The organism is Streptomyces sp. NBC_00178 (assembly GCF_036206005.1).
Lineage (GTDB): Bacteria > Actinomycetota > Actinomycetes > Streptomycetales > Streptomycetaceae > Streptomyces.
This window is the reverse complement of sequence record NZ_CP108143.1, coordinates 1897728-1923392: the sequence shown is the minus strand read 5'-3', so window position 1 is coordinate 1923392 and position 25665 is coordinate 1897728. Positions and strand designations below refer to the sequence as shown.

Sequence of the window (25665 nt, the reverse complement as noted above, 5' to 3'; positions counted from 1 at the left end):
CATGCCACGACGACGACGGGAGTGCCGATGCGCATCCACGCCTGGTCGCCCATGGACGGTCGCCCCGCCCAGCAGGGGATGTACGACCCCCGTAACGAGCACGACGCCTGCGGCGTCGGGTTCGTGGCCACTCTGACCGGTGTGGCCAGCCATGAGCTGGTCGAGCAGGCGCTGACCGTACTGCGCAACCTCGAACACCGCGGCGCCACAGGATCCGAGCCCGACTCGGGCGACGGCGCCGGCATCCTCCTCCAGGTCCCGGACGCCTTCCTCCGCGAAGAGGCCGGTTTCGACCTCCCCGAGGCCGGCTCGTACGCCGTCGGCATCGCCTTCCTGCCGGCCGACGACTCCACCGACGCCGTCCAGCAGATCGAGAAGATCGCGGCCGAAGAGGGCCTCGACGTCCTCGGCTGGCGCCAGGTCCCGGTCACGCCGGACATCCTCGGCAACGGCGCCCGCGCCGTCATGCCGGAATTCCGCCAGCTGTTCGTCGCCGACCGCACGAGCACCGGCATCGCCCTGGACCGCAAGGCCTTCGTGCTGCGCAAGCGCGCCGAGCGTGAGGCCGGGGTGTACTTCCCCTCGCTCTCCGCACGCACGATCGTCTACAAGGGCATGCTCACCACCGGTCAGCTGGAGCCGTTCTTCCCGGACCTCTCCGACCGCCGCTTCGCCACCGCGGTCGCGCTGGTCCACTCCCGCTTCTCCACCAACACCTTCCCGAGCTGGCCGCTCGCCCACCCCTACCGCTTCGTCGCGCACAACGGCGAGATCAACACGGTCAAGGGCAACCGCAACTGGATGAAGGCCCGCGAGTCCCAGCTGGCCTCCGGCCTCTTCGGCGAGGCACAGCTCGACCGGATCTTCCCCGTCTGCACCCCCGACGCCTCCGACTCGGCCTCCTTCGACGAGGTCCTGGAGCTGCTCCACCTCGGCGGCCGCTCGCTGCCCCACTCGGTGCTGATGATGGTCCCCGAGGCGTGGGAGAACCACGCCTCCATGACCCCGGCCCGCCGCGCGTTCTACCAGTACCACTCCACGATGATGGAGCCCTGGGACGGACCCGCCTGCGTCACCTTCACCGACGGCACCCAGGTCGGCGCGGTCCTCGACCGCAACGGTCTGCGCCCCGGCCGCTACTGGGTCACCGACGACGGGCTCGTCGTCCTGTCCTCCGAGGTCGGCGTCCTGGACATCGACCCGGCCAAGGTCGTCCGCAAGGGCCGCCTCCAGCCCGGCCGGATGTTCCTCGTCGACACCGCCGAGCACCGCATCATCGAGGACGACGAGATCAAGGCGTCCCTGGCCGCCGAGCACCCGTACGAGGAGTGGCTGGAAACCGGCGAGATCGAGCTCGAGGACCTCCCCGAGCGCGAACACATCGTCCACACCCACGCCTCGGTCACCCGCCGCCAGCAGACCTTCGGCTACACCGAGGAAGAGCTTCGCGTCCTCCTCGCCCCGATGGCCCGCACCGCCGGCGAACCCCTCGGCTCCATGGGCACCGACTCGCCGATCGCCGCGCTGTCCGAGCGCCCCCGGCTGCTCTTCGACTACTTCACCCAGCTCTTCGCCCAGGTCACCAACCCCCCGCTGGACGCCATCCGCGAGGAGCTCGTGACCTCACTGCGCTCCTCGTTGGGCCCCCAGGGCAACATCCTGGAGCCGACCGCCGCCACGTGCCGCAGCGTCACGCTGCCGTTCCCGGTGATCGACAACGACGAGCTCGCCAAGCTGATACACATCAACGCCGACGGCGACATGCCGGGAATGAAGGCGGCCACCCTGGCCGGCCTCTACCGCGTCAGCGGCGGCGGCGAGGCCCTGGCCGCCCGGATCGAGCAGATCTGCGCCGAGGTCGACGCCGCCATGGAGGACGGTGCCCGCATCATCGTCCTGTCCGACCGGCACTCCGACGCCGAGCACGCGCCGATCCCGTCGCTGCTCCTCACCTCCGCCGTCCACCACCACCTCATCCGCACCAAGCAGCGCACCCAGGTCGGGCTGCTGGTCGAGGCCGGTGACGTCCGCGAGGTCCACCACGTCGCGCTGCTCATCGGCTACGGCGCCGCGGCCGTCAACCCGTACCTCGCGATGGAGTCCGTCGAGGACCTCGTCCGCGCCGGCACGTTCATCGAGGGCATCGAGCCCGAGCTGGCCATCCGCAACCTGATCTACGCGCTCGGCAAGGGCGTCCTGAAGGTCATGTCCAAGATGGGCATCTCGACCGTCGCCTCCTACCGCGGCGCGCAGGTCTTCGAGGCCGTCGGCCTGGACGAGGCGTTCGTCGCCCAGTACTTCAACGGCACCGCCACCAAGATCGGCGGCGCCGGACTCGACGTCGTCGCCAAGGAGGTCGCCGCCCGGCACGCCAAGGCGTACCCCGCCTCCGGCATCTCCGCCTCGCACCGCGCGCTGGAGATCGGCGGCGAGTACCAGTGGCGCCGTGAGGGCGAGCCGCACCTCTTCGACCCGGACACGGTCTTCCGCCTCCAGCACGCCACCCGCAACCGCCGGTACGACATCTTCAAGAAGTACACCGGCCGGGTCAACGAGCAGTCCGAGCGCCTCATGACGCTGCGCGGCCTGTTCGGGTTCAAGAGCGGCCGCGAGCCGATCTCCATCGACCAGGTCGAGTCCGCCTCCGAGATCGTCAAGCGCTTCTCCACCGGCGCCATGTCGTACGGCTCCATCTCGCAGGAGGCGCACGAGACCCTCGCGATCGCCATGAACCAGCTGGGCGGCAAGTCCAACACCGGCGAGGGCGGCGAGGACGCCGAGCGCCTGTACGACCCGGCCCGCCGCTCGTCCATCAAGCAGGTCGCCTCCGGCCGCTTCGGTGTGACCAGCGAGTACCTGGTCAACGCGGACGACATCCAGATCAAGATGGCGCAGGGCGCCAAGCCCGGCGAGGGCGGCCAGCTGCCCGGCCACAAGGTCTACCCGTGGGTCGCCAAGACCCGGCACTCCACCCCGGGTGTCGGCCTGATCTCGCCCCCGCCGCACCACGACATCTACTCCATCGAGGATCTGGCCCAGCTGATCCACGACCTGAAGAACGCCAACCCGGCGGCCCGCATCCACGTGAAGCTGGTCTCCGAGGTCGGTGTCGGCACGGTCGCGGCCGGTGTCTCCAAGGCCCACGCGGACGTCGTCCTCATCTCCGGCCACGACGGCGGTACGGGCGCCTCGCCCCTCACCTCCCTCAAGCACGCGGGCGGCCCCTGGGAGCTCGGCCTCGCCGAGACCCAGCAGACCCTGCTGCTCAACGGCCTGCGCGACCGCATCGTCGTGCAGACCGACGGCCAGCTCAAGACCGGCCGCGACGTCGTCATCGCCGCGCTGCTGGGCGCCGAGGAGTTCGGTTTCGCGACCGCGCCGCTCGTCGTCTCCGGCTGCGTCATGATGCGCGTCTGCCACCTCGACACGTGCCCGGTCGGCATCGCCACCCAGAACCCCGTCCTGCGCGAGCGGTTCTCCGGCAAGGCCGAGTACATCGTCAACTTCTTCGAGTTCATCGCCGAAGAGGTCCGCGAGATCCTCGCCGAGCTCGGCTTCCGCACGATCGAGGAGGCCGTCGGCCACGCCGAACTCCTCGACACCGAGCGGGCCGTCACGCACTGGAAGGCCCAGGGCCTCGACCTCGCGCCCCTCTTCCACGTGCCCGAGCTCCCCGAGGGCGCGGTGCGCCACCAGATCGCCGAGCAGGACCACGGCCTGGCCAAGGCGCTCGACAACGAGCTCATCAAGCTCGCCGCCGACGCCCTCGGTGCCGACAGCGCCGAGGCGGCCCAGCCCGTCCGCGCGCAGATCGCGATCCGCAACATCAACCGGACCGTCGGCACCATGCTCGGCCACGAGGTGACCCGGAAGTTCGGCGGTGCGGGCCTGCCCGAGGACACCATCGACATCACCTTCACCGGGTCCGCGGGGCAGTCCTTCGGCGCGTTCGTGCCGCGCGGTGTGACGCTGCGGCTGGAGGGCGACGCCAACGACTACGTCGGCAAGGGCCTCTCCGGCGGCCGCGTCATCGTCCGCCCGGACCGCGGCGCCGACCACCTCGCCGAGTACTCCACCATCGCCGGCAACACCATCGGCTACGGCGCGACCGGCGGCGAACTCTTCCTCCGCGGCCGGACCGGCGAGCGCTTCTGCGTCCGCAACTCCGGTGCCACGGTCGTCTCGGAGGGCGTGGGCGACCACGGCTGCGAGTACATGACCGGCGGACACGCCGTCGTCCTCGGCGAGACCGGACGCAACTTCGCGGCCGGCATGTCCGGCGGCATCGCGTACGTCATCGACCTCGACCTCGACAACGTCAACACCGGCAACGTCGGCGCCGTCGAGACGCTGGACGACACCGACAGGCAGTGGCTGCACGACGTCGTGCGCCGCCACCAGGAGGAGACCGGGTCCACGGTCGCCGAGAAGCTGCTGGCCGACTGGGACACCGCGGTCACCCGCTTCAGCAAGATCATCCCGTCCACCTACAAGGCAGTGCTCGCCGCCAAGGACGCCGCTGAGCTCGCCGGTCTCTCCGAGCAGGAGACCACCGAGAAGATGATGGAGGCGGCGACCAATGGCTGACCCCAAGGGCTTCCTGACCACCGGACGCGAGGTCGCCCAGACCCGCCCCGTCGGCGAGCGCGTCAAGGACTGGAACGAGGTCTACGTTCCGGGCTCGCTGCTCCCGATCATCAGCAAGCAGGCCGGCCGCTGCATGGACTGCGGCATCCCGTTCTGCCACAACGGCTGTCCCCTCGGAAACCTCATCCCCGAGTGGAACGACTACGCCTACCGCGAGGACTGGTCGGCGGCGTCCGAGCGCCTGCACGCCACGAACAACTTCCCGGAGTTCACGGGGCGCCTGTGCCCCGCCCCGTGCGAGTCGGCGTGCGTCCTCGGCATCAACCAGCCGGCCGTCACCATCAAGAACGTCGAGGTCTCCATCATCGACAAGGCGTGGGACAGCGGCGACGTCACCCCGCAGCCGCCCGAGCGCCTCTCCGGCAAGACCGTCGCCGTCATCGGCTCCGGACCGGCGGGTCTCGCCGCCGCCCAGCAGCTGACCCGGGCCGGTCACACGGTCGCCGTCTTCGAGCGCGCGGACCGCATCGGGGGACTCCTCCGCTACGGCATCCCCGAGTTCAAGATGGAGAAGTCGCACATCAACCGCCGCATCGAGCAGATGCGCGCGGAGGGCACCAAGTTCCGCACGGAGGTGGAGATCGGCAAGGACATCGACGCCGCCAAGCTCCGCCGCCGCTACGACGCGGTCGTCATCGCCGCCGGTGCCACCGTCTCCCGCGACCTGCCCGTCCCGGGCCGTGAGCTGAACGGCGTGCACTTCGCGATGGAGTACCTCCCGCTGGCCAACAAGGTGCAGGAGGGTGACCTGACGGTCTCCCCGATCACCGCCGAGGGCAAGCACGTCGTCGTCATCGGCGGTGGCGACACCGGCGCCGACTGCGTCGGCACCGCCCACCGGCAGGGCGCGGCCTCCGTCACCCAGCTGGAGATCATGCCCCGGCCCGGCGAGGAGCGGAACGCCAACCAGCCCTGGCCGACCTTCCCGATGCTCTACAAGGTCACCTCCGCGCACGAGGAGGGCGGTGAGCGGGTCTACTCCGTCTCCACCACCCACTTCGAGGGCGACGAGGACGGCAACGTCCAGGCCCTCCACCTGATCGAGGTTGAGTTCAAGGACGGCAAGCTGGAGCAGAAGGCCGGCACCGAGCGCGTCATCCCGGCCCAGCTCGTCACCCTGGCCATGGGCTTCACCGGCACGGACCAGGCCAACGGCCTCGTGCAGCAGTTCGGCCTCGAACTCGACGAGCGCGGCAACGTCGCCCGCGACGACGACTACGCGACCAACGTCGGCGGCGTCTACGTCGCCGGTGACGCCGGCCGCGGCCAGTCCCTCATCGTGTGGGCCATCGCGGAGGGCCGCTCCGCGGCACGCGGAGTGGACCGCTTCCTGACCGGGACGAGCGCGCTGCACGCCCCGATCCGCCCGACGGACCGTTCCCTGACGGTCTGACCACGGCACACCAGACGTCCCGTACAACGGCGTACGGAACTGAACGCGGCGCCCGCCCAGTCCCCGACCGGACCGGTGGGCGCCGTGGCGCGTCCGGGGGCACCCGGCGCCCCGCCGCCCCGACCCCGCACGGCCGTCCCCGCACGGCGCGGGCGCCCCGGCCGCCCCCGTGAGCCCCTCCGTACCCCCTGGCGGCGGGCCGCCCCGTTCTCCTACGATCGGAGGAGTCCACGGGGGAGGCGGAGTCACATGGCGGTGCGCGGACGGCGCCTGGAGCGGTCCGTCGCCTGGATCCTCAAGAACATCGACGTGGTGATCGCCGCCGGTGTGGCGCTCACCATCGGATTCCTCGACATCTTCGGCGACGTCATCAGCAGCGACGTCGCGTCGGGCGCCACGCTCGTGGTCCTCGGCGCCCTGGCGCTCGGCTCGATCGTGGAACGCGTGCGCCAGCCCGCCACGATCGAGGAGGCCATGGCCGGCACACGCCGCGCCCTCGAAGACCTCACCATGGTCCGCTCCCTCGCCGGCAACGAGGTCGCCGAAGCCCTGCGCGTCGCCCGCCGCCGCACCCACCTCTGGTACTTCAAGGGCGGCACAGGCACCTACCTGCGGGCCGTCACCCTGCCCCAGTGCGTCGCCGCGGCGCGGGAGCAGCGCTCCCAGCTCACCATGAAGATCGACATCATCAACCCGGCCGACGAGCGCGCCTGCCAGGCCTACGCCCGCTTCCGCCAGATGTTCGCCACCCGCACCAGCACCGGGCACGCCGGCCACTGGACGACCGACCGGGTGCGCAAGGAGTCCTACGCGACGGTCCTCGCCGCCTGCTGGTACCAGGACAGGCTCACCACGATGGACATCACGGTGCACCTCTCCTCCACCGTCCCGACCCTGCGCTTCGACCTGTCCGAGTCCTGCCTGATCATCACCCAGGACGACACCTCACGGGTCAACCTCCTGGTCGAGCGCGAACAGCCCCTCTACGACTACTACGTCACCGAACTCCACCAGAGCCGCGCACAGGCGGTCCCGGTCCCCGTCCGCGTGGGCGTGCCCCTGGGCGAGGAACCCACCGTCGACGAGACCAGGGCGCTGTTCGAGGCCCTGGACCTCGCCCTGCCCCGGACGTTCACCGACAGCGACATCGGGGAGATCATCGTCAAGGCCCTGCACGCGGAGGACCCCTACCGGAGGTGAGGCGCCGGAGGGCGCGATCCCATGGACTACGACGAGCTCGAACTGGCCCTGACCGGAGGCGGACCCGGACACCCCGACCCCCGCCGGCCCGCGGTCGGCGCCCTCACCGAGGTCGCCACCGGGGCCCGGGCCCTGCGTGCCGTGCGCCACCCCCTGGGCTTCCTCTGCCTGCCCCTGCTGCGCGAGGGGCCGCGCGGCGTGTGCGTCCACCTCTTCGACCCGGACCACGCCACCGCCCACGACGCCGAACCCTGGCACGCGCACAGCTGGGAACTGCGCAGCCACGTCCTGTACGGAAGCGTCACCAACGTCCCGGTCCTGGTCACCCCGTCCGCCGGCGACCCCACGCACCGCGTGTTCGAAGTGCGCAGCGGGCCCGGGGGAGTGGACGAGATAGTCCCCACCGCCACTCTCGTCCGCGGCGAGCCGGGCCGCGAGCGCGTCAACGGCCCCGGCGAGACGTACACCCTGCCCGCGGGCGAGTTCCACGCCACCTGCACCGACGGCCGCACCCCCGCCGCCACCCTCGTGCTCGGGCGGACCGTGCCCGGCGGGACCGACCTCTCGCTCGGGCCCCTGGACGGGCCACCGCGCACCATGACACGCGGACTGTACGACGAGGAACACACGGTGGCGGCGGCCCGCACCGCCCTCAGGAGGATCGATGAGCACATCAGCGCCTGACCCCGCTTCCGCCACCGCACTGCCCGGCGGCGCCGGTCCGTACGCCGAGGAGCGCGCCGTCGCCGTCGCCGCGGCCGAGGCCGCCGGACACATGCTCCGGGAACGCTTCGGCGCCCCCCTCGCGGTGCGCACCAAGGACGCCTCGGGCGACGTGGTCACCGCGCTCGACCTGGCCGCCGAGGAGATCGTCCTCGCCCGCCTGCGGCGCCACTTCCCGTACGACAGCATCCTGTCCGAGGAGGCCGGGATGCTGGACGGGCCCGGCCACCGCACCTGGCTCGTCGACCCGCTCGACGGCACGAACAACGTGGCGGTCGGGCTGCCCGCCTGCGTCGTCGGCATCGCCCTGTGCGTGGCCGGCGCACCCGTGCTCGGAGTCGTCCACGAACCGCTCACCGGCCGTACCTGGCACGCCGTGTCCGGCCACGGGGCGCACACCGACACCGGCCCGCTGACCGGGCCCGACGGCAGACTCCCCGCCCCCGGACCGGTCATCGCGTGGACCCAGGGACACGCCGTGGGCCGCCGGAACACCCGGGCCGCCGCCCTGCGCCAGCACCTCGAACTCGGCTGCCGCCGCGTGCTGCAGCTGTGGGCGCCGCTGCTCGGCTGGAGCATGCTGGCCAGGGGCACCATCGACGGCTTCGTGGGTTACCGGGCCGAAGGACTCGACCTGCCCGCCGGGGCGCTCCTCGCGGCCGAGTCCGGGGTCCTCCTGCGGACCCTGGGCGGCGGGGTGTTCAGGCCCGGATTCGAAGGCCCGGGTGAGGACCGCAGCTTCGTCGCCGCCCGCGCCGACACCCTGGACTACCTGCTCGCCCAGGTGGCCGCGGTGGGCGTCCGCGACCCCGGCCGCCCCCGGGTCAGCTGACCAGCGCCAGCGCGCAGACCGCGGCGGACGTCCCCGTCACCGACAGGACCAGACCCGTCCACAGGAAGCGGCCCATGCCGATCCGCGTGCCGTGGAAGCGGCACCGCTCGAACCAGAGCAGCGTCGCCAGGGAGGCCCACGGCGTGATGACCGGGCCCACGTTGACACCGATGAGCAGGGCCAGCAGCTGCTCGTGGTTCCCCGCGGGGACGACGGCCTCGCCCGCCACATAGGCCGGCAGGTTGTTCAGGACGTTGGACATCCCCGCCCCGACGGCGGCCGAACGCAGCATCCCCGCGAAACCGTTGTCCGTGCCGAGGACCCACTCCAGCAGTTCGTGCAGACCGTGCGCGTTGACCGTCTCCACGACCAGGAACATCCCCGGCACCAGGACCAGCAGCCGCCACGGCACCAGCGACAGGCTCAGTTCCGCCCTGCGGCGCACGGCGAACGCCACCACCACGACCAGCATCGCGGTCAGCGACGCCGACCACAGCGGCACGTCGGCGACCAGGATCGCCAGCAGGAACCCCGCGCAGGCCACCGCGCAGATCCTCAGCAGCACGGGGTCCTCGGCCACCGGCGGCTCCGGCGGGGTGTAGCGGTCCTGCCCCCGCCGCCCGCGCCGCCAGTAGAACGCCCACAGGCAGGCCGCCGTCACACCGATCGCCGCGAGCTGCGGCAGCCACATCACCGCGGCCAGACCGGACGGCGACAGCGCCACCCGGTCCGCCGCCAGGAGATTCGTCAGGTTCGACACCGGCAGCAGCAGACTCGCCGTGTTCGCGAGCCACACCGTCGTCATCGCCAGCGGGACCGCCGCGATCCCCACCCGGGTCGCCATCGCCAGCATGACCGGGGTGAGCAGCACCGCCGTCGTGTCCAGGTTCAGCGTGATCGTGGTGAGCGAGGCGAACAGCACGCACAGCCCGAAGAGCAGCGCGTAGCGGCCACGCCCCGTCCGCGCCACCCAGGAGGCCACCACGTCGAAGACCTGCGCCCGGCCCGTCAGTTCGGCCATCACGATCACGGTGCCGAGGAACACCACCAGCGGACCGACCCGCCGCAGCTGGTCCTCCGCAGGACCGGTGGGCAGCAGCCCGGTCACCACCGCGAGCAGCCCCAGCGCCAGCAGACCGCCCGCGAGCCAGTCGAGCGGATGCAGCCGCCGTACGACGCCTTTCGGCCCACCGTGCCCGGACCGGCCGGACCACAGTCGCCCCCATGAGAAATCTCTTACCATGGGACGATGGTGTCAGACGGTGAACTCAACGCAGGAGCAAGCGAGTTCGATTTCTTCATCAGCTATTCGCCCGCCGACGAACCCTGGGCGGCCTGGATGGCGTGGACCCTCGAGGAAGCCGGCTACCGCACCGTCGTCCAGGCGTGGGACTTCGTCCCCGGCACCAACTTCATCGACTACATGGACCGCGGGGTCAGCGAGTCCGCCGCCGTCATCGCCGTCCTCTCCCGGCACTACGAACGCTCCATCTACGGCCGCATGGAATGGCAGGCCGCCCTGCGCGCCGCCCCCGAGGCACCGGAGCGGCGGCTGCTCACCGTACGCGTCGACGACATGCCCATCGAGGGCCTCCTCGCCACCCTCACCTACGTGGACCTCGTCGGCGTCGACACCGCCGACACCGCGCGCTCCCTGCTCCTGACCCGCGTCGAACAGGCCCTGGACGGACACGCCAGACCCTCACGGCGCCCCGGCTACCCCGGCACCCCGCCCGCCCCCGGCCGGCCCGTACGCCCCGACGCCTACCCGCCGGGCCCGGACCGCGACCCCGGCCGCGGACCCGGCTGGACCGGACGGCGCAGGCCCGTCCGCGCCCCCGGATACCCGCCCGTCGCCACCGCCGCACCCGGCCGCGACACCGTCACCGTGCTCCACCTCGCCGGCCCCGACTTCGGACGCGGCCGCGAACCCGAGACCCTCGCACGCCAGCTCCGCGGCGACATCGTCGAACTCCGGGACGCCGGAGCACCCGCCCCCGACCTGCTCGTCGTCACCGGCGACCTCACCTCCTCCGGCAGCCCCCGCGAATGCGACCAGGCACTGGGCTTCCTCACCGCACTGCGCTCCCAGCTGGAACTCCCCCCGCAGCGCGTCGTCGTCGTACCCGGCGCACAGGACGTCAACCAGGCCGCCTGCCGCGGCTACTTCCACACCTGCGAAGCCGACGAGGTCGCCCCCCAGGCCCCCTACTGGCCGAAATGGCGCCACTACACCCGCCTCTTCCGCAGCCTCTACCAGGGCCTCGACACCGTCTTCGACAGCGATCAGCCCTGGACCCTGTTCCCCGTCCCCGAACTCAGCACCGTCATCGCCGGCTTCAACTCGACCATGGCCTTCAGCCACCGCCCCGACGACCAGTACGGCTCCGTCGGCCGCGACCAGGTCGCCTGGTTCGCCGAGGCCCTGCGCGCCTACGAGGACGAGGGCTGGCTGCGGATCGGCGCCCTGCGCCACCCGCTCACCGACGCCCGCCACCGGGCCGACACCGCCGGAGGCCCCGGCCCCCTGCGCGACGCCGACGTCCTCACCCGGCTCACCGGCCCCCGGCTCAACCTCCTGCTCCACGGCCCCACCGGCGGCCCCCGCACCACCGGCGGCGAACCCACCCACACCGAAGCGGACGCCGGAGCGAGCCGGCTGCCCGTGTTCGGCTCCGCCGCACCCGCACGCTTCCAACTGCTGCGGATCGCCGCCGACGGAGTCACCCGCTGGGACGACCGCACCCCAGGAGCCACACCCTCACCGATCACCACCGGACCCTGGCGCCGCACCGGCCGCGCCTTCCCCGCCCGGACCGCAGCCCCCACCGCACCCGACTTCGACCGGCCACTCCCAGCCGACACACCCGACGACTCCCTCACCGCCCGCGTCAAGGAGATCTGCCGGGCCCGCCGCGAAGGCGTCGGCCTCCGCGACATCCCCCGCCACGGCTCCGGCGACATGGCCCAGATCATGGCCACCTGGCAGGAGGACGGAGTGGTGCGCCAGCAGCGCATCGCCATCCACCCCGACCTGCCCACCGAGGCCGAACTCGACCGGTTCGCCGCCCAGGCCCACGCCATGGGCACCGGAGCCGACGCCGTCGTCGTATACGCCGGACAAGCACCCGGCCCCGCCCTGCGCGCCCACGCGGCATCCGGCGGCATCCGGATCAGGCTCCGCAGCTTCATCGAGTTCCAGGGCCTGCTCGACCTGCGCGGTTACGTCACCGCCCAGACCGCGCGCCTGGAGAGCAGCGAGCTCTACCCGCCCGCCCGCTACCTCACCCAGCGCTACCGCGACGCCGACCGCACCGGCGGCGGCGAGCACACCGGCCTCGTCGAGGACCTCATCGACCTCCTGGACAGCGACCACGGACGCTTCCTCCTGCTCCTCGGGGACTTCGGCCACGGCAAGACCTTCGCCCTGCGCGAACTCGCCCGGCGCATCCCCGAGCAGCTGCCCCACCTCATCCCGCTGCTCATCCCCCTCAACACCCTCGACCGGGCCCACACCCTCGAAGGACTCGTCGCCGCCCACCTCGCCGCCCACGACGTCGACGTCATCGACCTGCGCGCCCTGCGCTACATGCTCGCCGAGGGCCGGGTCGTCCTCCTCTTCGACGGATTCGACGAACTCGTCAACCGCGTCAGCTACGACCGCGCGGCCGACCACCTCCAGGTCCTCCTCGACGCCGCCGTCGACCGCGCCAAGATCGTCGTCAGCAGCCGCACCCAGCACTTCAAGTCCCACGACCAGATCCTCACCGCCCTCGGCGAACGCGTCGGCCTGCTCCCGCAACGCCGGATCCTCTCCGTCGAAGGCTTCACCCCCGACCAGATCCGCACCTACCTCGAACGTCTCTACGGCGACGAACGCCTCGCCGGACAACGCTTCCAGCTCCTGCGAGACATCCCCGACCTGCTCACCCTGTGCCGCAACCCCCGCCTCCTGTCCTTCGCCGCCGTACTCGGCCAGGACCGGCTGCACGCCGTCGCCGGAGCCGGCCGCGCCCTCAGCCCCGCCCGCCTCTACGAGGATGTCTTCACCTCCTGGATCGGCCACGAGGAACAGCGCGGCCAGGGCGGACCCGGCGCCGCACCCGGACTCGGCGCCGACGCCCTCTGGTCCTCCGTCACCGCCCTCGCCCTGCGCCTGTGGGAATCGGGACGCACCGCGCTGCGCCTGGACGAACTCACCGAGACCGTGGCCGGCACACTCAGCGGCCTCACCGGCCCCTCCCTCACCGCCCCCGAACTCTCCACCGCCGAACGCGCCCAGGCCGTCGGCGCCGGAAGCCTCCTCGTGCGCAGCGACGACGGCGTCTTCCAGTTCATCCACGGCTCCGTACTCGAATGGCTCGTCGCCCGCGAAGCGGCCCACCGCCTCGACCGGGGCGACGACGGCCTCCTGACCACCCGCACCCTCAGCCGGCTCGCCGTCGAGTTCTTCTGCGACCTCGCCGACCACGAGCGCTGCGCCCGCTGGGTGCACGACACCCTCGACCCCCAGGGGCCGCCCTCGGGCGAGACCGCCCGGGCCAACGCCCTGCGCATCGGCGACCGGCTCCGCGTCCCCGCCGGCGTCGACCTGCGCGGGGCCCGGCTCGCCGGCGAGAACCTCTCCCACCGCGACTTCTCCGGTGCCGACCTCACCGGCGCCGACCTGACCGACGCCCAGCTCACCGGGACCGACCTCACCGGCGCGATCCTCCGGGACGCCGTCCTCGCCGGAGCGCGCCTCGACCACGCCGACCTCACCGGGGCCGACCTGACCGGGGCCGACCTGACCGGCGGCAGACTCACGGCCGCCGACCTCCGGGGCGCACAGCTCACCGGCAGCCGCTGGCACCGCGCCGCACTCATCGCCCCCGTCCTCGACGACGCCGTACGCACCGCCCCCGAACTCGCGGCCGCCGCCATGGCACCGGGCATGGCCGTCGAAGCCGGACACCGCCCCTCCTCCGTGGGCGTCCCCTACGGCTTCGACATGCGCACCAGCCGCCTCCCCGAACCCATCGCCTACAGCCCCGACGGCGAACTCCTCGCCGTCGGCAGCGAGGACGGCGGCGTCCTCATCTGCGGCGCCGGCACCGGCCAGGCCCTGCGCACCCTCCAGGGCCACTCCGGACGCGTGTACGCCGTGAAGATCGCCGCCGACACCATCGCGACCGGCAGCTCGGACGGCACCGTCCGCCTGTGGGACCCGGTGTCAGGGGCTTGCCGCCACCGTCTCGACGTCCACCCGGAGGGCGTCTGGCCCCTGGTCCTCGACACCGCGGGCACGCTCCTCGCCACCGGCGACAAGGACGGACTCGTCACCGTCTGGTCCGTCGGCACCGGCGAGGCGCTGCACCGGCTCCCCGGCCACACCGCGCCCGTCTACACCGCCGTGTTCGGCCCCGGCGGGCACACGCTGATCACCGGCGACGCGTCCGGCAGGGTCCGCCGCTGGGACCTCTCCGACGGCACCTGCGCCGGCGAACTCACCGGGCACCACGGCTCCGTCTACCGCGCCCGGTTCAGCCCCGACGGCTCCCTCCTGGCCACCGCCGACCAGGGAGGCGCCGACGGCGGCACCGTGCGCATATGGGACACCGCCGGCTTCGGACTCCTGCACACCTTCACCGGGCACAGCGGACGCGTCTACGCCCTCGACTTCCACCCCGACGGCAACCTCCTGGCCACCGGCGGCACCGAGGGGCAGGTCCGCCTCTGGGACCCCGTCGTCGGCACACCCGCAGGCGCCCTGGAACGCGGCACCGGCGCCGTCTACCAGGTCCTCTTCCACCCCACCGGGCAACTCCTCACCTCCTGCGACAGCGACGGCAAGGTCAGGCTGTGGAGGATCACCGGCGACGCGCGCCGCGGCCGCACCGTCACCCTCCACGACCGTCAGCCCACCGCCCACCGGGGCTCCGCCTGGGCGTGCGCCTTCCGCCCCAGCGACCACCAGCTCCTCACCGTCGGCAACGACGGAGGCGCCCAGATCTGGGACGCCGACACCGGCCAGGGCCGGCGCATCCTGCGCGGCCACGGACGCCGGGTCACCGGACTCTCCTTCAGCGCCGACGGAACCCTGCTCGCCGCGGCGGGCAACGACGGGATCGTCCGCCTGTGGGAGACGGCGACGGGACGCCGCACCGAGGAGATCACCGGCCGGGGCAACCGGCTCGTCTCCGCCTTCTTCAGCCCGGCCGAGGACGTACTGGCCGCCGCGGGCAACGACGGCGACATCCACCTGCGGTCCCTCCCCGACGGCGGCCACCTGCGGGACATCGACGCCGAGACCGAACACATCTGGGCCGGCGCGTTCAGCGCCGACGGCCGGCTGATCGCGACGGCGAACGACGACGACACCGTCCGGCTCTGGTACCGCTCGACCGGCGCCCCCGTCGCCACCCTGACCGAACATCGGGGCCGCGTCAGGTCCATCGCCTTCGCGGCCGGACCGGACCCCCTCCTCGCCACCGGCTGCGACGACGGCGCCGTCCGCCTCTGGGACCCCTGGTCGGGGGACCTCCTCGCCGACCTGCGGGCCCACACCGACCGGGTGTACGGAGCCGCCTTCGGCCACGACGGATCCTGGCTGGTCACCGCGGGCTGGGACGGCGTCGCGGTCCTGTGGCGCGACGGCGTCGCCGCACACCGGCTCACCGGACACCGGGGCAAGCTCTGGACCGCCGCCGCCCACCCCACCGCACCACTCGTCGCCACCGCGGGCGACGACCGCGTCGTCGGACTCTGGCACGCGGAGACCGGGACCCGCCTGGCCGGACTCACCGGCCACGCCGGGCGGATCCTCGCCCTCGCCTTCAGCCCGGACGGCGGCACCCTCGCCGCCGCGGGCGAGGACGGCACCGTACGCCTGTGGACCCTCCCCGCCGACGGCTCGGAGCCCCTCCCGAGGGCGACCCTCATCGGGCTGCCGGGCGGCTGGGCCACCCTCACGCCGTCCGGCGGCTACAAGTACGACGGGGACGCCGCGGGGGAGTTCTGGCACGTCGTGGGCATGACCCGCTTCACACCCGGTGAGCTCGACCCCCACCTGCCGGAGGTGAGGCGGCTGCCCGTCGGCGAACCGCTGTGACCGGCACCGCCCCGGGCCGGAGTGATCCCGGGCGGTCAGGCCGCGCCCGTCAGCGCGGCCGTCCGCACCGCCACCACCACGGCGAGCAGCGCCACCAGGGCCACCCCGCCCGCCAGCTGCACCCCGGAGGTCCGCAGCCTCGCCGGCGCGTAGGCGAGCCCGTACGTCACGAGACCACCGGTCAGCAGCCCGCCGAGGTGCCCCTCCCACGAGGTGAACAGCGCCGACACCACCATCCAGATCAAAAAGCCCGCCATGAACTGGTTGACCGGACGCATGTCCCGGCCCAGGCGCCGGCTGATGACGTAGAACGACGCCGCGAGTCCGAAGACCGCCCCCGAGGCGCCGACCGCCATGGTGTCCGGCGAGATCAGGTACACCAGCACCGAACCGCCCAGCGCGGACAGCAGGTACAGCGCCGTGTACCGGACGCGGCCGAGCTGCCCCTCCACGACCCTGCCGATGTTCCACAGGGCCAGCATGTTGAAGACGAGGTGCATCACCCCGAACGAGGCGTCCGGTGGCAGGTGCAGGAACGCACCCGTCAGGAGCCGGTACCACTCCCCGCCCGCCACACCCGTCAGCTCCAGACCCGGCGAGGTCCCGCCCGTGTAGTAGTAACGCCCGCCGTCCGGACCGACCAGCACCGCGCCGAGCATCCCGAACCGCTCGACCGTCGCGGGCCGGACCACTTCGACGACGTACGCGAGGACGTTCAGCACGATCAGGACGTACGTGACGACCGGTGCCTCGGCCGCCGGGACCTCGCCGCCGAACACCGACCGTGCCCGGCGGACCGAGCGCTGCCCCTCCTTCACGCACTCCACGCAGTGGTGGCCGACGGCCGCCTCGCGCATGCAGTCCGGGCAGATGTAGCGGTCGCAGCGCGTGCAGCGCACATACGTCTCGAACGACGGGTGGCGGTAACACGCGGTGGCGGCGGCCTCCATGGCCGGCTCCTTCACTGGTGTACGGGCAGAAGGGGCCGCCGGGGCGGCGGCGCTCAAGATAGCGAACCCCGGTGACCAGCGGCGCACTCGGGTGCCGGGGCGGCATAGACGCCCGTAACCCCCAGGACCACAAGGGCTGTTGCCCCAGCCGGATCGGAGACCGCCATGCCCGGCACAGGCCCCGTCGCGGGCCCGGCCATCAGTCTGCGCACGGTGCGGGTGCGGGCACCGGCGATCGCCGCGCCGTACGAGAACGACCGTGCGTCGCTGGAGAAGCACGGGATGAGCGGCGGTAGCCGGGCCCGTCACGCCGGCAGGCAGCCCGCGTCGCGCGGCGGACCCGCCCGGCGGGCGGACGCGGCGGCCGATCCGGTGACGCGCGGAAAAACCCGACAGAGGATGTCGTGTTCACAGGGTTCGATGGGTCCCATGACACCGAGCACCCCGACCACCTGGCAGGACTTCCGCGCGGCGCAGCCCGCCTTCGCCGACACCGTGCAGAAACGGTTCCAGCGGTACAAGCACCACGTCCTGTCCACCCTGCGCAAGGACGGCTCACCCAGGGTCACCGGCCTCGAGGTCGAGTTCCGGATGGACACCCTGTGGCTCGGCATGATGCCGAACTCCCGCAAGGCACTCGACCTGCGCCGCGACCCCCGCTTCGCCATCCAGGCGAACCCGGGCCCCGACGCCGAGATGGCCGACGGGGACGTCCGCGTCTCCGGAACGGCCGTGGAGGTCACCGACCCCGCAGTCCTGGCCCGCTTCGTCGAGGAGGTCACACCGCCACAACCCTTCCTCCTCTTCCGCGCCGAACCCACCGAGGTGGTGCGCACCGGGCTCGACGGCGACGACATCGTCATCCAGGTCTGGCGCCCAGGCCACCCCCTGCGCACCCTGCGAAGAGGCGCCGACGCGAGCCCCGTCCGCGAGGACTGAGCACCCCGCCCCGGCGACGGGGGAGCGGTGACGGGGAGCGCCCGCCGAAAGGCCCCCGCATCCGGCGCCGCGCCCCGGGGGGCGCCTCGCACAGTCCCCCCGCTCACCCGGACGGAGCAAGACCCCCCGGAAATGCGCCGCCTCCGCGGAGCGCCCCGGCCGCGCCACCCGTACGGCTTTCAGGTGAACCCCGCGCCGCCTCGGGTGGACCCCGCCCCCGCTCCGAAGCCCGGGCCGCGCCGGCGGAATCCGGGCCGCACGCACCGCGACGGACAGGGACACCCGGGAGACGGCAGGGTCAAGCGCCCGCGCCCACGTCCGGAATCCTCCCCGCACGGCACCGCCCCACGGCCCTGGTCCGCGGGGCCCGCGCCACGCCGGTACGGAGGGCCCTGCCGTCCGCCGACGGATCGTGCTACGGTTGCCGAGTTGCAGTTTTGGTACCCATGAACTTTATGTGCGCCTGACGGGAACCCTCCTCAGGCGCTTTATTGTTTTCCGGCTTTCTCCGGGTGGGGCTCAATGCGGCGACTTGGAATTCGTAAAGTGCGGATTCTCGGCACTGCACCTCTTTTAGGAGAATGACATGGCTACTGGAACCGTGAAGTGGTTCAACTCGGAAAAGGGCTTCGGCTTCATCGAGCAGGACGGCGGCGGCGCCGACGTCTTCGCCCACTACTCCAACATCGCCACCTCGGGCTTCCGTGAGCTCCAGGAGGGCCAGAAGGTCTCCTTCGACGTCACGCAGGGCCAGAAGGGCCCGCAGGCGGAGAACATCGTCCCGGCCTAATTGCCGCGACGCGTACCTCGCAGCCGGGGCCCGCACCGTGAGGTGCGGGCCCCGGTTTGTGCTGTTTCCGACTCGTCCCCGTCCCCGTCGGCTCCGCCACGGGACACCTGCTCTGTGCATGCATCCTGGGGCGCACAGACCGAGCAGTTCGCAGGAGTCGGCAGTGAACCCAGGAATCCCCCAGGAGGGCAATTCCGTATGACCCGCTCCGAACGCCAGGACCGACCGGCCCGCAACCGCCCGATAAAGGGACGCGGCGCCGACCGGCCGCAGGCGAACACCCGCGGCGCCGGCAGGGCTCCCGCGCGCCGCAGGCCCGCTCCGCCCCAGGGCGGCGAGTTCGCCCTGCCGCAGACCCTCACCCCGGCGCTCCCCGGCGTCGAGTCGTTCGACGCCCTCGACATGCCCGCCGCGCTGCTCAAGACCCTCGCGGCGCAGGGCGTGACCGACCCCTTCCCCATCCAGGGCGCCACCCTGCCGAACTCGCTCGCCGGCCGGGACATCCTCGGCCGCGGCCGAACCGGCTCCGGCAAGACCCTGGCCTTCGGGCTGGCCCTGCTCGCCCGCACCGCCGGACGCCGCTCCGAGCCGCACGCCCCGCTGGCGCTCGTGCTCGTCCCCACCCGTGAGCTCGCCCAGCAGGTCACCGACGCGCTCACCCCGTACGCCACCGCCGTGAACCTGCGCGTCGCGACGGTCGTCGGCGGCATGTCGATCAGCCGCCAGTCCGGCGCGCTGCGCCGCGGCGCGGAGGTGCTCGTCGCCACCCCCGGCCGGCTGAAGGACCTCATCGAGCGCGGCGACTGCCGGCTCGACGCGGTCTCCATCACCGTCCTCGACGAGGCGGACCAGATGGCCGACATGGGCTTCATGCCCCAGGTCGTCGCGCTCCTCAAGCAGGTCGAGCCGGACGGCCAGCGGATGCTGTTCTCCGCGACCCTCGACAAGAACATCGACCGGCTGGTCAAGATGTTCCTCACCGACCCGGTCGTGCACTCCGTCGACCCGTCCGCCGGTGCCGTCACCACCATGGAGCACCACGTGCTGCACGTGGCGGACGAGACCGACAAGAAGGCCGTCGCCACCCGGATTGCCGCCCGCGAGGGCCGGGTGATCATGTTCGTCGACACCAAGCGCGGGGCCGACCGCTTCGCCAAGCGGCTCCTCGCCAGCGGTGTCCGTGCCGCCGCCCTGCACGGCGGACGCTCCCAGCCGCAGCGCAACCGCACCCTGGACCAGTTCAAGACCGGCGAGGTCACCGCCCTCGTCGCCACGAACGTCGCGGCCCGCGGCATCCACATCGACGACCTCGACCTCGTTGTCAACGTGGACCCGCCGACCGACCACAAGGACTACCTCCACCGCGGCGGGCGCACGGCGCGCGCCGGGGAGTCCGGCAGCGTCGTCACGCTCGTGCTGCCCGAGGAGAAGCGCGACATGACCCGGCTGATGTCGGACGCGGGCATCGCGCCCCGGACCACCCGGATCAAGTCCAGCGACGAGGAACTCAGCCGCATCACGGGCGCGCGTGAGCCCTCCGGCGTGGCCGTCGTCATCGAGGTGCCGCAGCCGACGCAGCCCAAGCCGCGCGCCCGCGGGGGCCAGGGCGCCGGTGCCGCCGGCGGCGGGTCCTTCCGCTCGGGCAGCCGGGGCCGTGGCCGCCGCGGCGGCTCGGGCACGGGCACGGGCACGGCCTCGGGGGCCGCGCAGGGCGGCGGCGCCGCCCGCGGCGGAGCCGGAGCCCGCGGCGGCGCGGGTGCGGCCCGTGGCGGAGCCGGGTCCGCAGGCGGCTCCTCCCGGGGCGCCGGCGCAGGCCGGTCGGCCGGAACCGGGCGTGGCAGCGCGCCCGGGCGCGGCCGCCGGGCCGCCTGATCCGAGGACGCGGCGACCGGCCTGGGCCGGGCCGCGTCCAGCGGGGCCCCGCCCGCCCGGGGAGTCTTCCGACTCCCGGGCGGGCGGGGCCTCTTGCATGTCCCCGCCCGCCCGCGGGTGCCCGTACCGACGGGATGCGACGCGATCCCGTTCCCTGCTGCGAAGCCCGGGGGCCTCACTCCCCGGACGTCTCCCCGTACCCGGCGAGCGCGCGCCGCGCCGCGCCCGCAGGCCCCGGGGCACCCGTCCGGGCCACCTCCCGCAGCAGCGGGACCGCCCGGTCGGCGAACGGCTTCCCGCCGGTGCCGAATCCGAGCCGCGCCAGGACGTCCACACCGAACACCTGCCGCAGCGGATCGTCCTGCGCCGTCCACGCGACCGCCGCCCGGAACGTCTCCTCGTCGCCCCGCAGCCACAACGCGCCCACGGCCACCAGCCAGTTGTCCAGATCCGGGTCCCGGTCCCGCAGCGCGCGCCCGGCGAGCTCACCGAACGACGCCCGCAGCCCCAGCCGTTCCTCCAGGAGCGTCGCGACCGCCCCGTGGCCCGTCTGCCGCTCCTGGCCGGCGAACGCCTCGCCGTCCCGCCGCAGTTCGACGGAGACCGTCACCCCGCCGTCCACCGGTGCGCGGCTCACCACCGTCTCGTGGCCCTCGTCGCCGTACAGAGCACGCAGCGCCCCGCGCAGTTCGCGCTCCACGTCCAGACCCAGGGCGCGCCGCGCCTCGTCCAGGGCGGGGGACAGCGCGCCCGCACCGTGCCCGAGCAGGGTGCGGACCGTGCGGGAGGACCCCCGCCGGGCCGCGACCACCAGCGGCGGCTCACCGTGCGGGCCCGGCAGATCGGGATCGGCCCCGTGCGCGAGGAGGACACCCGCGACCTCCGCCAGGCCCAGCTCGCACGCCCAGTGCAGTGCGGTGAAACCGAACCCCTCGCGCAGATCCGGATCCGCCCCGGCGGCCAGCAGCGCCCCCGCGACCTCCGTGTGACCGCCGCACACCGCCCCGCACAGCGGCAGGTCGCCGTCCTCGGGCCCGCTGGCCCGGTCGGGATCGGCTCCGGCGGCCAGCAGCATCCGCACCGTGCCGGGCAGGTCCTGCACACACGCCAGGTACAGCGCCGTCGTCCCCTCCTCGTCGCGCGACTCGGCGGACGCGCCCGCGCGCAGCGCCCGCACGACGGCGTCGTCACCGTCGTACAGCGCGTCGAAGAGGCGTGTCGCAGCCTCGTGCGGACCGTTCGTCATACCCCGACCCTACGACCGTCCGGACCGGAGCCCTCCGGTCAGGTGTCGCACTCCAGGACCGTCCGGCACAGCCCGCACCTGGCCCGCGTCCTGCCCCGCACCGGGACACGGACCCGCTGGTGGCAGACGGGGCAGGGGAACGACACCCGCAGCCCCTGTGCCCCGCGCTCGAAGGCGTACGGCACGGCCGGGTTCCGGACGGAGCCCGCGCCGGCTCCGGCGTCACGGCGGTCCTTGGCGTAGCGGCGCCTGCCCGCCCACCCGGCGGCCGTCAGCGGCGGCCGCCGCAGGTCCCGCAGCGCCTGCGCCCGCCCCTCGGCGTACGCCGTGTACGCCTGAGGGCTGGTGAACCAGACCGAGGGGTCCTCGCCGAAGACCTCAGCCCGCTTGGCGAGCACGTACCCGAACTCCTCCGGTGTCAGATAGCCGAGCTTCTGGCTGGACACCGCGTCCTGGCGGAACGCGTCCAGCAGCAGCCACCCCGCGCCGAGGTACGCCGTCACCGTGTCGGTGAGGATCTCGTTGTCGCGGGTACCGGGCAGCTCCAGGCCGAGCCGGTGCAGCAGCACGTGGGTGATCTCGTGCGCGAGGGCCGCCCCGATGTCCCTGCGGTGCGTGCGGAAACGGTCGTTGAGCTCGATGAAGTACTCCGGACCCGCCGTGAGTTCGACACTCGCCGCGTGCTCCATCCGCCGGAAGCCGACGACCACGCGGGCCTGCGGCAGACGCAGATGTCCCACGAGGGCGGCGGCCACCCGCTGGGCGCCCAGGTGCAGATCGTCCACGTCGGAGAAGGCCGCGTCCGCCGGGGCGAGGCTCGTGGCGTAGGCGTGCACGCCCTCGGGGGAGACGCGCCGGTAGAGCGCGGTGATCGCGGACCGGACCGCGTCCAGGTGCGGGAAGCCATGGACGACCCCGCCGTCGCCGACCCTGCCGTCACTCACGTCCGGCCCCCTCTTCCACGACACTCCCAGCGGACTTTCACTGTAGGCCGGTCCGTGGGGGAGGGGCCGTGGGGGAGCGGGCCGCGGGAAGGCCGGTCCGCGGGGGGAGGCCGGTGCGCGGTCCGTTGTCCGCGGTCCGGTCCGGTCCGTCATCCGAGTCCGTCATCCGAGTCCGGGGTCCGAGTCCGGGGTCCGGGGCCGATCTTGGCCGGAAACCCTGCCTTGTGGCAGCGGAGACCGCTTCCCGATAATCGGAGCGTTCTTGTCGGGAGCATGCCGAAAATGACGCGGTGGTGCCCCCCTGACCAGCACCCGCACGCCCGCACGCCTGCAGCAGCATCCCCCCACCGGACCCCACACGAAAGCAGGCCAGCCCGTGAAGCAGCTTCTGCGCACCCTCAAGAGATGCTCCGTCATAGCCGCGGTGGCCCTCGCCGCCCTCAGCCTCCAGCCCTCCGCCTCCACCGCCGCCCCCGCGCCCGTCGTCGGCGGAACCCGCGCCGCCCAGGGCGAGTTCCCCTTCATGGTCCGCCTCTCCATGGGCTGCGGCGGCGCCCTCTACCGGCAGGACGTCGTCCTCACCGCCGCCCACTGCGTCAGCGGATCAGGCAACAACACCTCCATCACCGCCACCGGCGGCGTCGTCGACCTCCAGTCCTCCGCCGCCGTCAAGGTCCGCTCCACCAAGGTCCTCCAGGCACCCGGCTACAACGGCACCGGCAAGGACTGGGCACTCATCAAGCTCGCCCAGCCCATCAACCAGCCCACCCTGAAGATCGCCACCACCACCGCCTACGACACCGGCACCTTCACCATCGCCGGATGGGGCGCCGCCACCGAGGGCGGCGGCCAGCAGCGCTACCTCCTCAAGGCGACCGTCCCCTACGTCTCCGACGCCACCTGCCGCCAGGCCTACGGCAACGACCTCGTGGCCAGCGAGGAGATCTGCGCCGGATACGTCGGCACCGGCGGCGTCGACACCTGCCAGGGCGACTCCGGCGGCCCCATGTTCCGCAAGGACAACGCCGGAGCATGGATCCAGGTCGGCATCGTCAGCTGGGGCCAGGGCTGCGCCCGGCCCGACTACCCCGGCGTGTACACCCAGGTGTCCACCTTCGCCTCGGCCATCGCCTCCGCCGCCGCGACCCTCTGACACCGCTCACCCCGAAGCAACGCCCCCGGGGGCGCCCTGTCCGACGGGCGCCCCCGGACCCAGCTCCACGAACAGGTCCCCCGCCCCCTCCAGTTCCAGCACCCACACCTCGTTCGCACCCTCACGCAGCACCGGCCCCGGCACGTACAACGGCCGGTGGGGCCCCACCGACCAGTACCGGCCCAGGCAGAAACCGTTCACCCAGACGAACCCACGCGTCCAGCCCGGCAGTTCCATCCCCGCGTGATCCGTACCCGCCGCGTCCGCCAGATCGAACGACCCGCGGAACAGCCCCGTAGGCCCCACCTCCCCGGGCGCCCCGAACGGCACCCGCCCCACCGCCCCCGGCTCGTCGAACGCGTCCAGCCGCAGCGCCCGCGCCCGTATCCCGTGCAGGAACTGCCGCTCGTGCAGCACACCGCCCGTGACGCCCTTCGGCTCACCCAGCCGCGGCCCGTAGTTGACCCGCCCCAGCGACTCCACCCACAGCTCCACCCCGGCGGGACCCGCGACCGGCTCCTCCAGCGTGTGGTCCTCCTCCGTGAGCACCCCCGCCCGCACCCCGTCCACGTACACCACCGCCCGGTCCCGCAGCCCCGTCACCCCCAGCGGATACGGCTGCCGCGGCCCCGGCACCGCCACCCGGTACCGCACCAGACCGCGGTCCACCCCCAGCTCCTCGAACGTCGGCGCCACCCCCGACTCCGCCGTCTCCGGATCGCCCAGCACCTCCAGCACCCCCGCCAGCGGCGCACCCCCCGTCAACGCCACCCGCACCGGCTCCCGCAACCCCACCGGCTCCGGCGGCAGCCCCGGCAGCGGACCGTCCGCGTACCCGGCCAGCACCTCCCGCATCCGCCAGAACTTCTCGGTCGCCCGCCCGTACTCATCGACCGGCGCGTCGTAGTCGTACGACGTCACCGTCGCCGACAACGCCCCGTCATGGAGCTCACCCGCCCGGTTCGCCCCCGCCCACCCCGCGAAATTCGTCCCCCCTTGCGCCATGTACACATTCACCGACGCCCCGCACTCCAGGATCTCCCGCAGCGCCCCAGCCGTCTCCGCCGCGTCCCGCACCACCGGCTCCGCACCCCAGTGCACGAACCAGCCGCACCAGAACTCCATGCACATCAACGGCCCCGCCGGCCGATGACGACGCACCACCCCGAACGCCTCCCGCGCCCCCGAACCGAAATTCGCCGTCGCCAGGACACCCGGCACCGAACCCCCGGTCAGCATGTGATCCTCGGGCCCGTCCGACGTGAACAACGGAACCGTCACCCCCGAACGCCGCAGAAGGTCCGCCAGCCACTCCAGATGAACCCCGTCCGAGCCGTAACTCCCGTACTCGTTCTCCACCTGCACCATGACCACCGGGCCGCCCCGGCCCACCTGCCGCCGCACCACCTGAGGCAGCAACTCCCCGAACCAGCGCTCCACCTCCGCCCCGTACTCCGCGTCCCGCGTCCGCACCCGCCGGCCGAACCGGCCCGTCACCCACGCGGGCAGCCCCCCGTTCTCCCACTCGGCGCAGATGTACGGACCCGGCCGCACGATCGCCAGCAGCCCCGCCCGCCCCACCGCGTCCAGAAACCGCCCCAGCGCCCCCACATCACGCAGAGCCCCCGGCCGCGGCTCATGCAGATTCCACGGCACGTACGTCTCCACACAGTTCAGGCCCATCGCCCGCAGCATCGACAACCGGTGCTCCCACTGCTCCTCATGCACCCGGAAGTAGTGCAGAGCCCCCGACAGCAGCCGCACGGGCTCCCCGTCGAGAAGGAATTCGTCGCCCACCACAGCGAAGTCGGTCATCGCGCATACACCCCTGTGTCAGTGATCCGTACCGGCCCACAGCATCGCCGCCCCCCGGCCCCCGGTCCATC

15 protein-coding genes are annotated in these 25665 nt (G+C 72.9%); 10 read left to right on the top strand and 5 right to left on the bottom strand.

Annotation, left to right across the window (positions count from 1 at the left end; genetic code table 11):
- Positions 1 to 27: 27 nt before the first annotated feature.
- The 5 genes from gltB to OHT61_RS08235 all read left to right on the top strand — a co-directional run bounded on the left by gltB (position 28) and on the right by OHT61_RS08235 (position 8795).
- Complete coding sequence (gltB, locus tag OHT61_RS08255) at positions 28 to 4587, top strand: glutamate synthase large subunit (RefSeq protein WP_329036400.1); 4560 nt, start codon at positions 28 to 30, stop codon at positions 4585 to 4587.
- The gene (locus OHT61_RS08250; RefSeq protein ID WP_329036398.1) at positions 4580 to 6040 is read left to right on the top strand and encodes a glutamate synthase subunit beta; all 1461 of its coding nucleotides are present in this window, start codon (positions 4580 to 4582) and stop codon (positions 6038 to 6040) included. Before gltB ends, OHT61_RS08250 begins: the two co-directional genes overlap by 8 nt.
- 249 nt (positions 6041 to 6289) lie before the next feature.
- Positions 6290 to 7240 (top strand): hypothetical protein, encoded by a 951-nt coding sequence (locus tag OHT61_RS08245; protein ID WP_329036396.1) that lies wholly within the window; start codon positions 6290 to 6292, stop codon positions 7238 to 7240.
- 21 nt (positions 7241 to 7261) lie between these two features.
- Positions 7262 to 7924, top strand: a complete 663-nt coding sequence (locus OHT61_RS08240) for a hypothetical protein (RefSeq protein WP_329036393.1) — start codon at positions 7262 to 7264, stop codon at positions 7922 to 7924.
- On the top strand, positions 7905 to 8795 hold the full coding sequence (locus OHT61_RS08235) for an inositol monophosphatase family protein (RefSeq protein WP_329036392.1): 891 nt from the start codon (positions 7905 to 7907) through the stop codon (positions 8793 to 8795). The genes OHT61_RS08240 and OHT61_RS08235 overlap by 20 nt, the downstream gene beginning before the upstream one ends.
- Here OHT61_RS08235 and OHT61_RS08230 read toward each other — a convergent pair.
- Complete coding sequence (locus tag OHT61_RS08230; protein ID WP_329036390.1) at positions 8788 to 10038, bottom strand: SLC13 family permease; 1251 nt, start codon at positions 10036 to 10038, stop codon at positions 8788 to 8790. The two genes, OHT61_RS08235 and OHT61_RS08230, sit on opposite strands and share 8 nt — an antisense overlap.
- A gap of 6 nt (positions 10039 to 10044) precedes the next feature.
- Here OHT61_RS08230 and OHT61_RS08225 point away from each other — a divergent pair, with 6 nt between their 5' ends.
- Positions 10045 to 15885, top strand: a complete 5841-nt coding sequence (locus OHT61_RS08225) for a TIR domain-containing protein (RefSeq protein WP_329036388.1) — start codon at positions 10045 to 10047, stop codon at positions 15883 to 15885.
- A 35-nt stretch (positions 15886 to 15920) separates the two neighbouring features.
- On the opposite strand, the gene OHT61_RS08220 is transcribed toward OHT61_RS08225, so the two are convergent.
- Positions 15921 to 16835, bottom strand: a complete 915-nt coding sequence (locus tag OHT61_RS08220; protein WP_329036386.1) for a rhomboid family intramembrane serine protease — start codon at positions 16833 to 16835, stop codon at positions 15921 to 15923.
- A 420-nt stretch (positions 16836 to 17255) separates the two neighbouring features.
- Between OHT61_RS08220 and OHT61_RS08215 the strand changes: the two genes are divergently transcribed.
- The 3 genes from OHT61_RS08215 (at position 17256) to OHT61_RS08205 (ending at position 20436) form a co-directional block, all read left to right on the top strand.
- The gene (locus OHT61_RS08215; RefSeq protein WP_329043150.1) at positions 17256 to 17774 is read left to right on the top strand and encodes a pyridoxamine 5'-phosphate oxidase family protein; all 519 of its coding nucleotides are present in this window, start codon (positions 17256 to 17258) and stop codon (positions 17772 to 17774) included.
- 586 nt (positions 17775 to 18360) lie between these two features.
- The gene (locus OHT61_RS08210) at positions 18361 to 18564 is read left to right on the top strand and encodes a cold-shock protein (RefSeq protein WP_003969786.1); all 204 of its coding nucleotides are present in this window, start codon (positions 18361 to 18363) and stop codon (positions 18562 to 18564) included.
- A gap of 198 nt (positions 18565 to 18762) precedes the next feature.
- Positions 18763 to 20436: a DEAD/DEAH box helicase gene (locus OHT61_RS08205; protein WP_329036385.1), complete on the top strand. Its 1674-nt coding sequence runs from the start codon at positions 18763 to 18765 to the stop codon at positions 20434 to 20436.
- A gap of 175 nt (positions 20437 to 20611) precedes the next feature.
- On the opposite strand, the gene OHT61_RS08200 is transcribed toward OHT61_RS08205, so the two are convergent.
- Both OHT61_RS08200 and OHT61_RS08195 read right to left on the bottom strand, forming a co-directional pair.
- Complete coding sequence (locus OHT61_RS08200; protein WP_329036383.1) at positions 20612 to 21682, bottom strand: ankyrin repeat domain-containing protein; 1071 nt, start codon at positions 21680 to 21682, stop codon at positions 20612 to 20614.
- Between the two features lie 38 nt (positions 21683 to 21720).
- Positions 21721 to 22626, bottom strand: coding sequence for a hypothetical protein (locus OHT61_RS08195; protein WP_329036381.1), 906 nt, complete (start codon positions 22624 to 22626; stop codon positions 21721 to 21723).
- Positions 22627 to 23002: 376 nt separating this feature from the next.
- Between OHT61_RS08195 and OHT61_RS08190 the strand changes: the two genes are divergently transcribed.
- A complete protein-coding gene (locus tag OHT61_RS08190; protein WP_329036379.1) occupies positions 23003 to 23779 on the top strand; it encodes a S1 family peptidase in 777 nt (258 codons plus the stop codon).
- 6 nt (positions 23780 to 23785) lie between these two features.
- Here the strand turns inward: OHT61_RS08190 and OHT61_RS08185 are convergent, their stop codons facing one another.
- A complete protein-coding gene (locus OHT61_RS08185; RefSeq protein ID WP_329036377.1) occupies positions 23786 to 25594 on the bottom strand; it encodes a glycoside hydrolase family 35 protein in 1809 nt (602 codons plus the stop codon).
- Positions 25595 to 25665 lie beyond the last annotated feature (71 nt).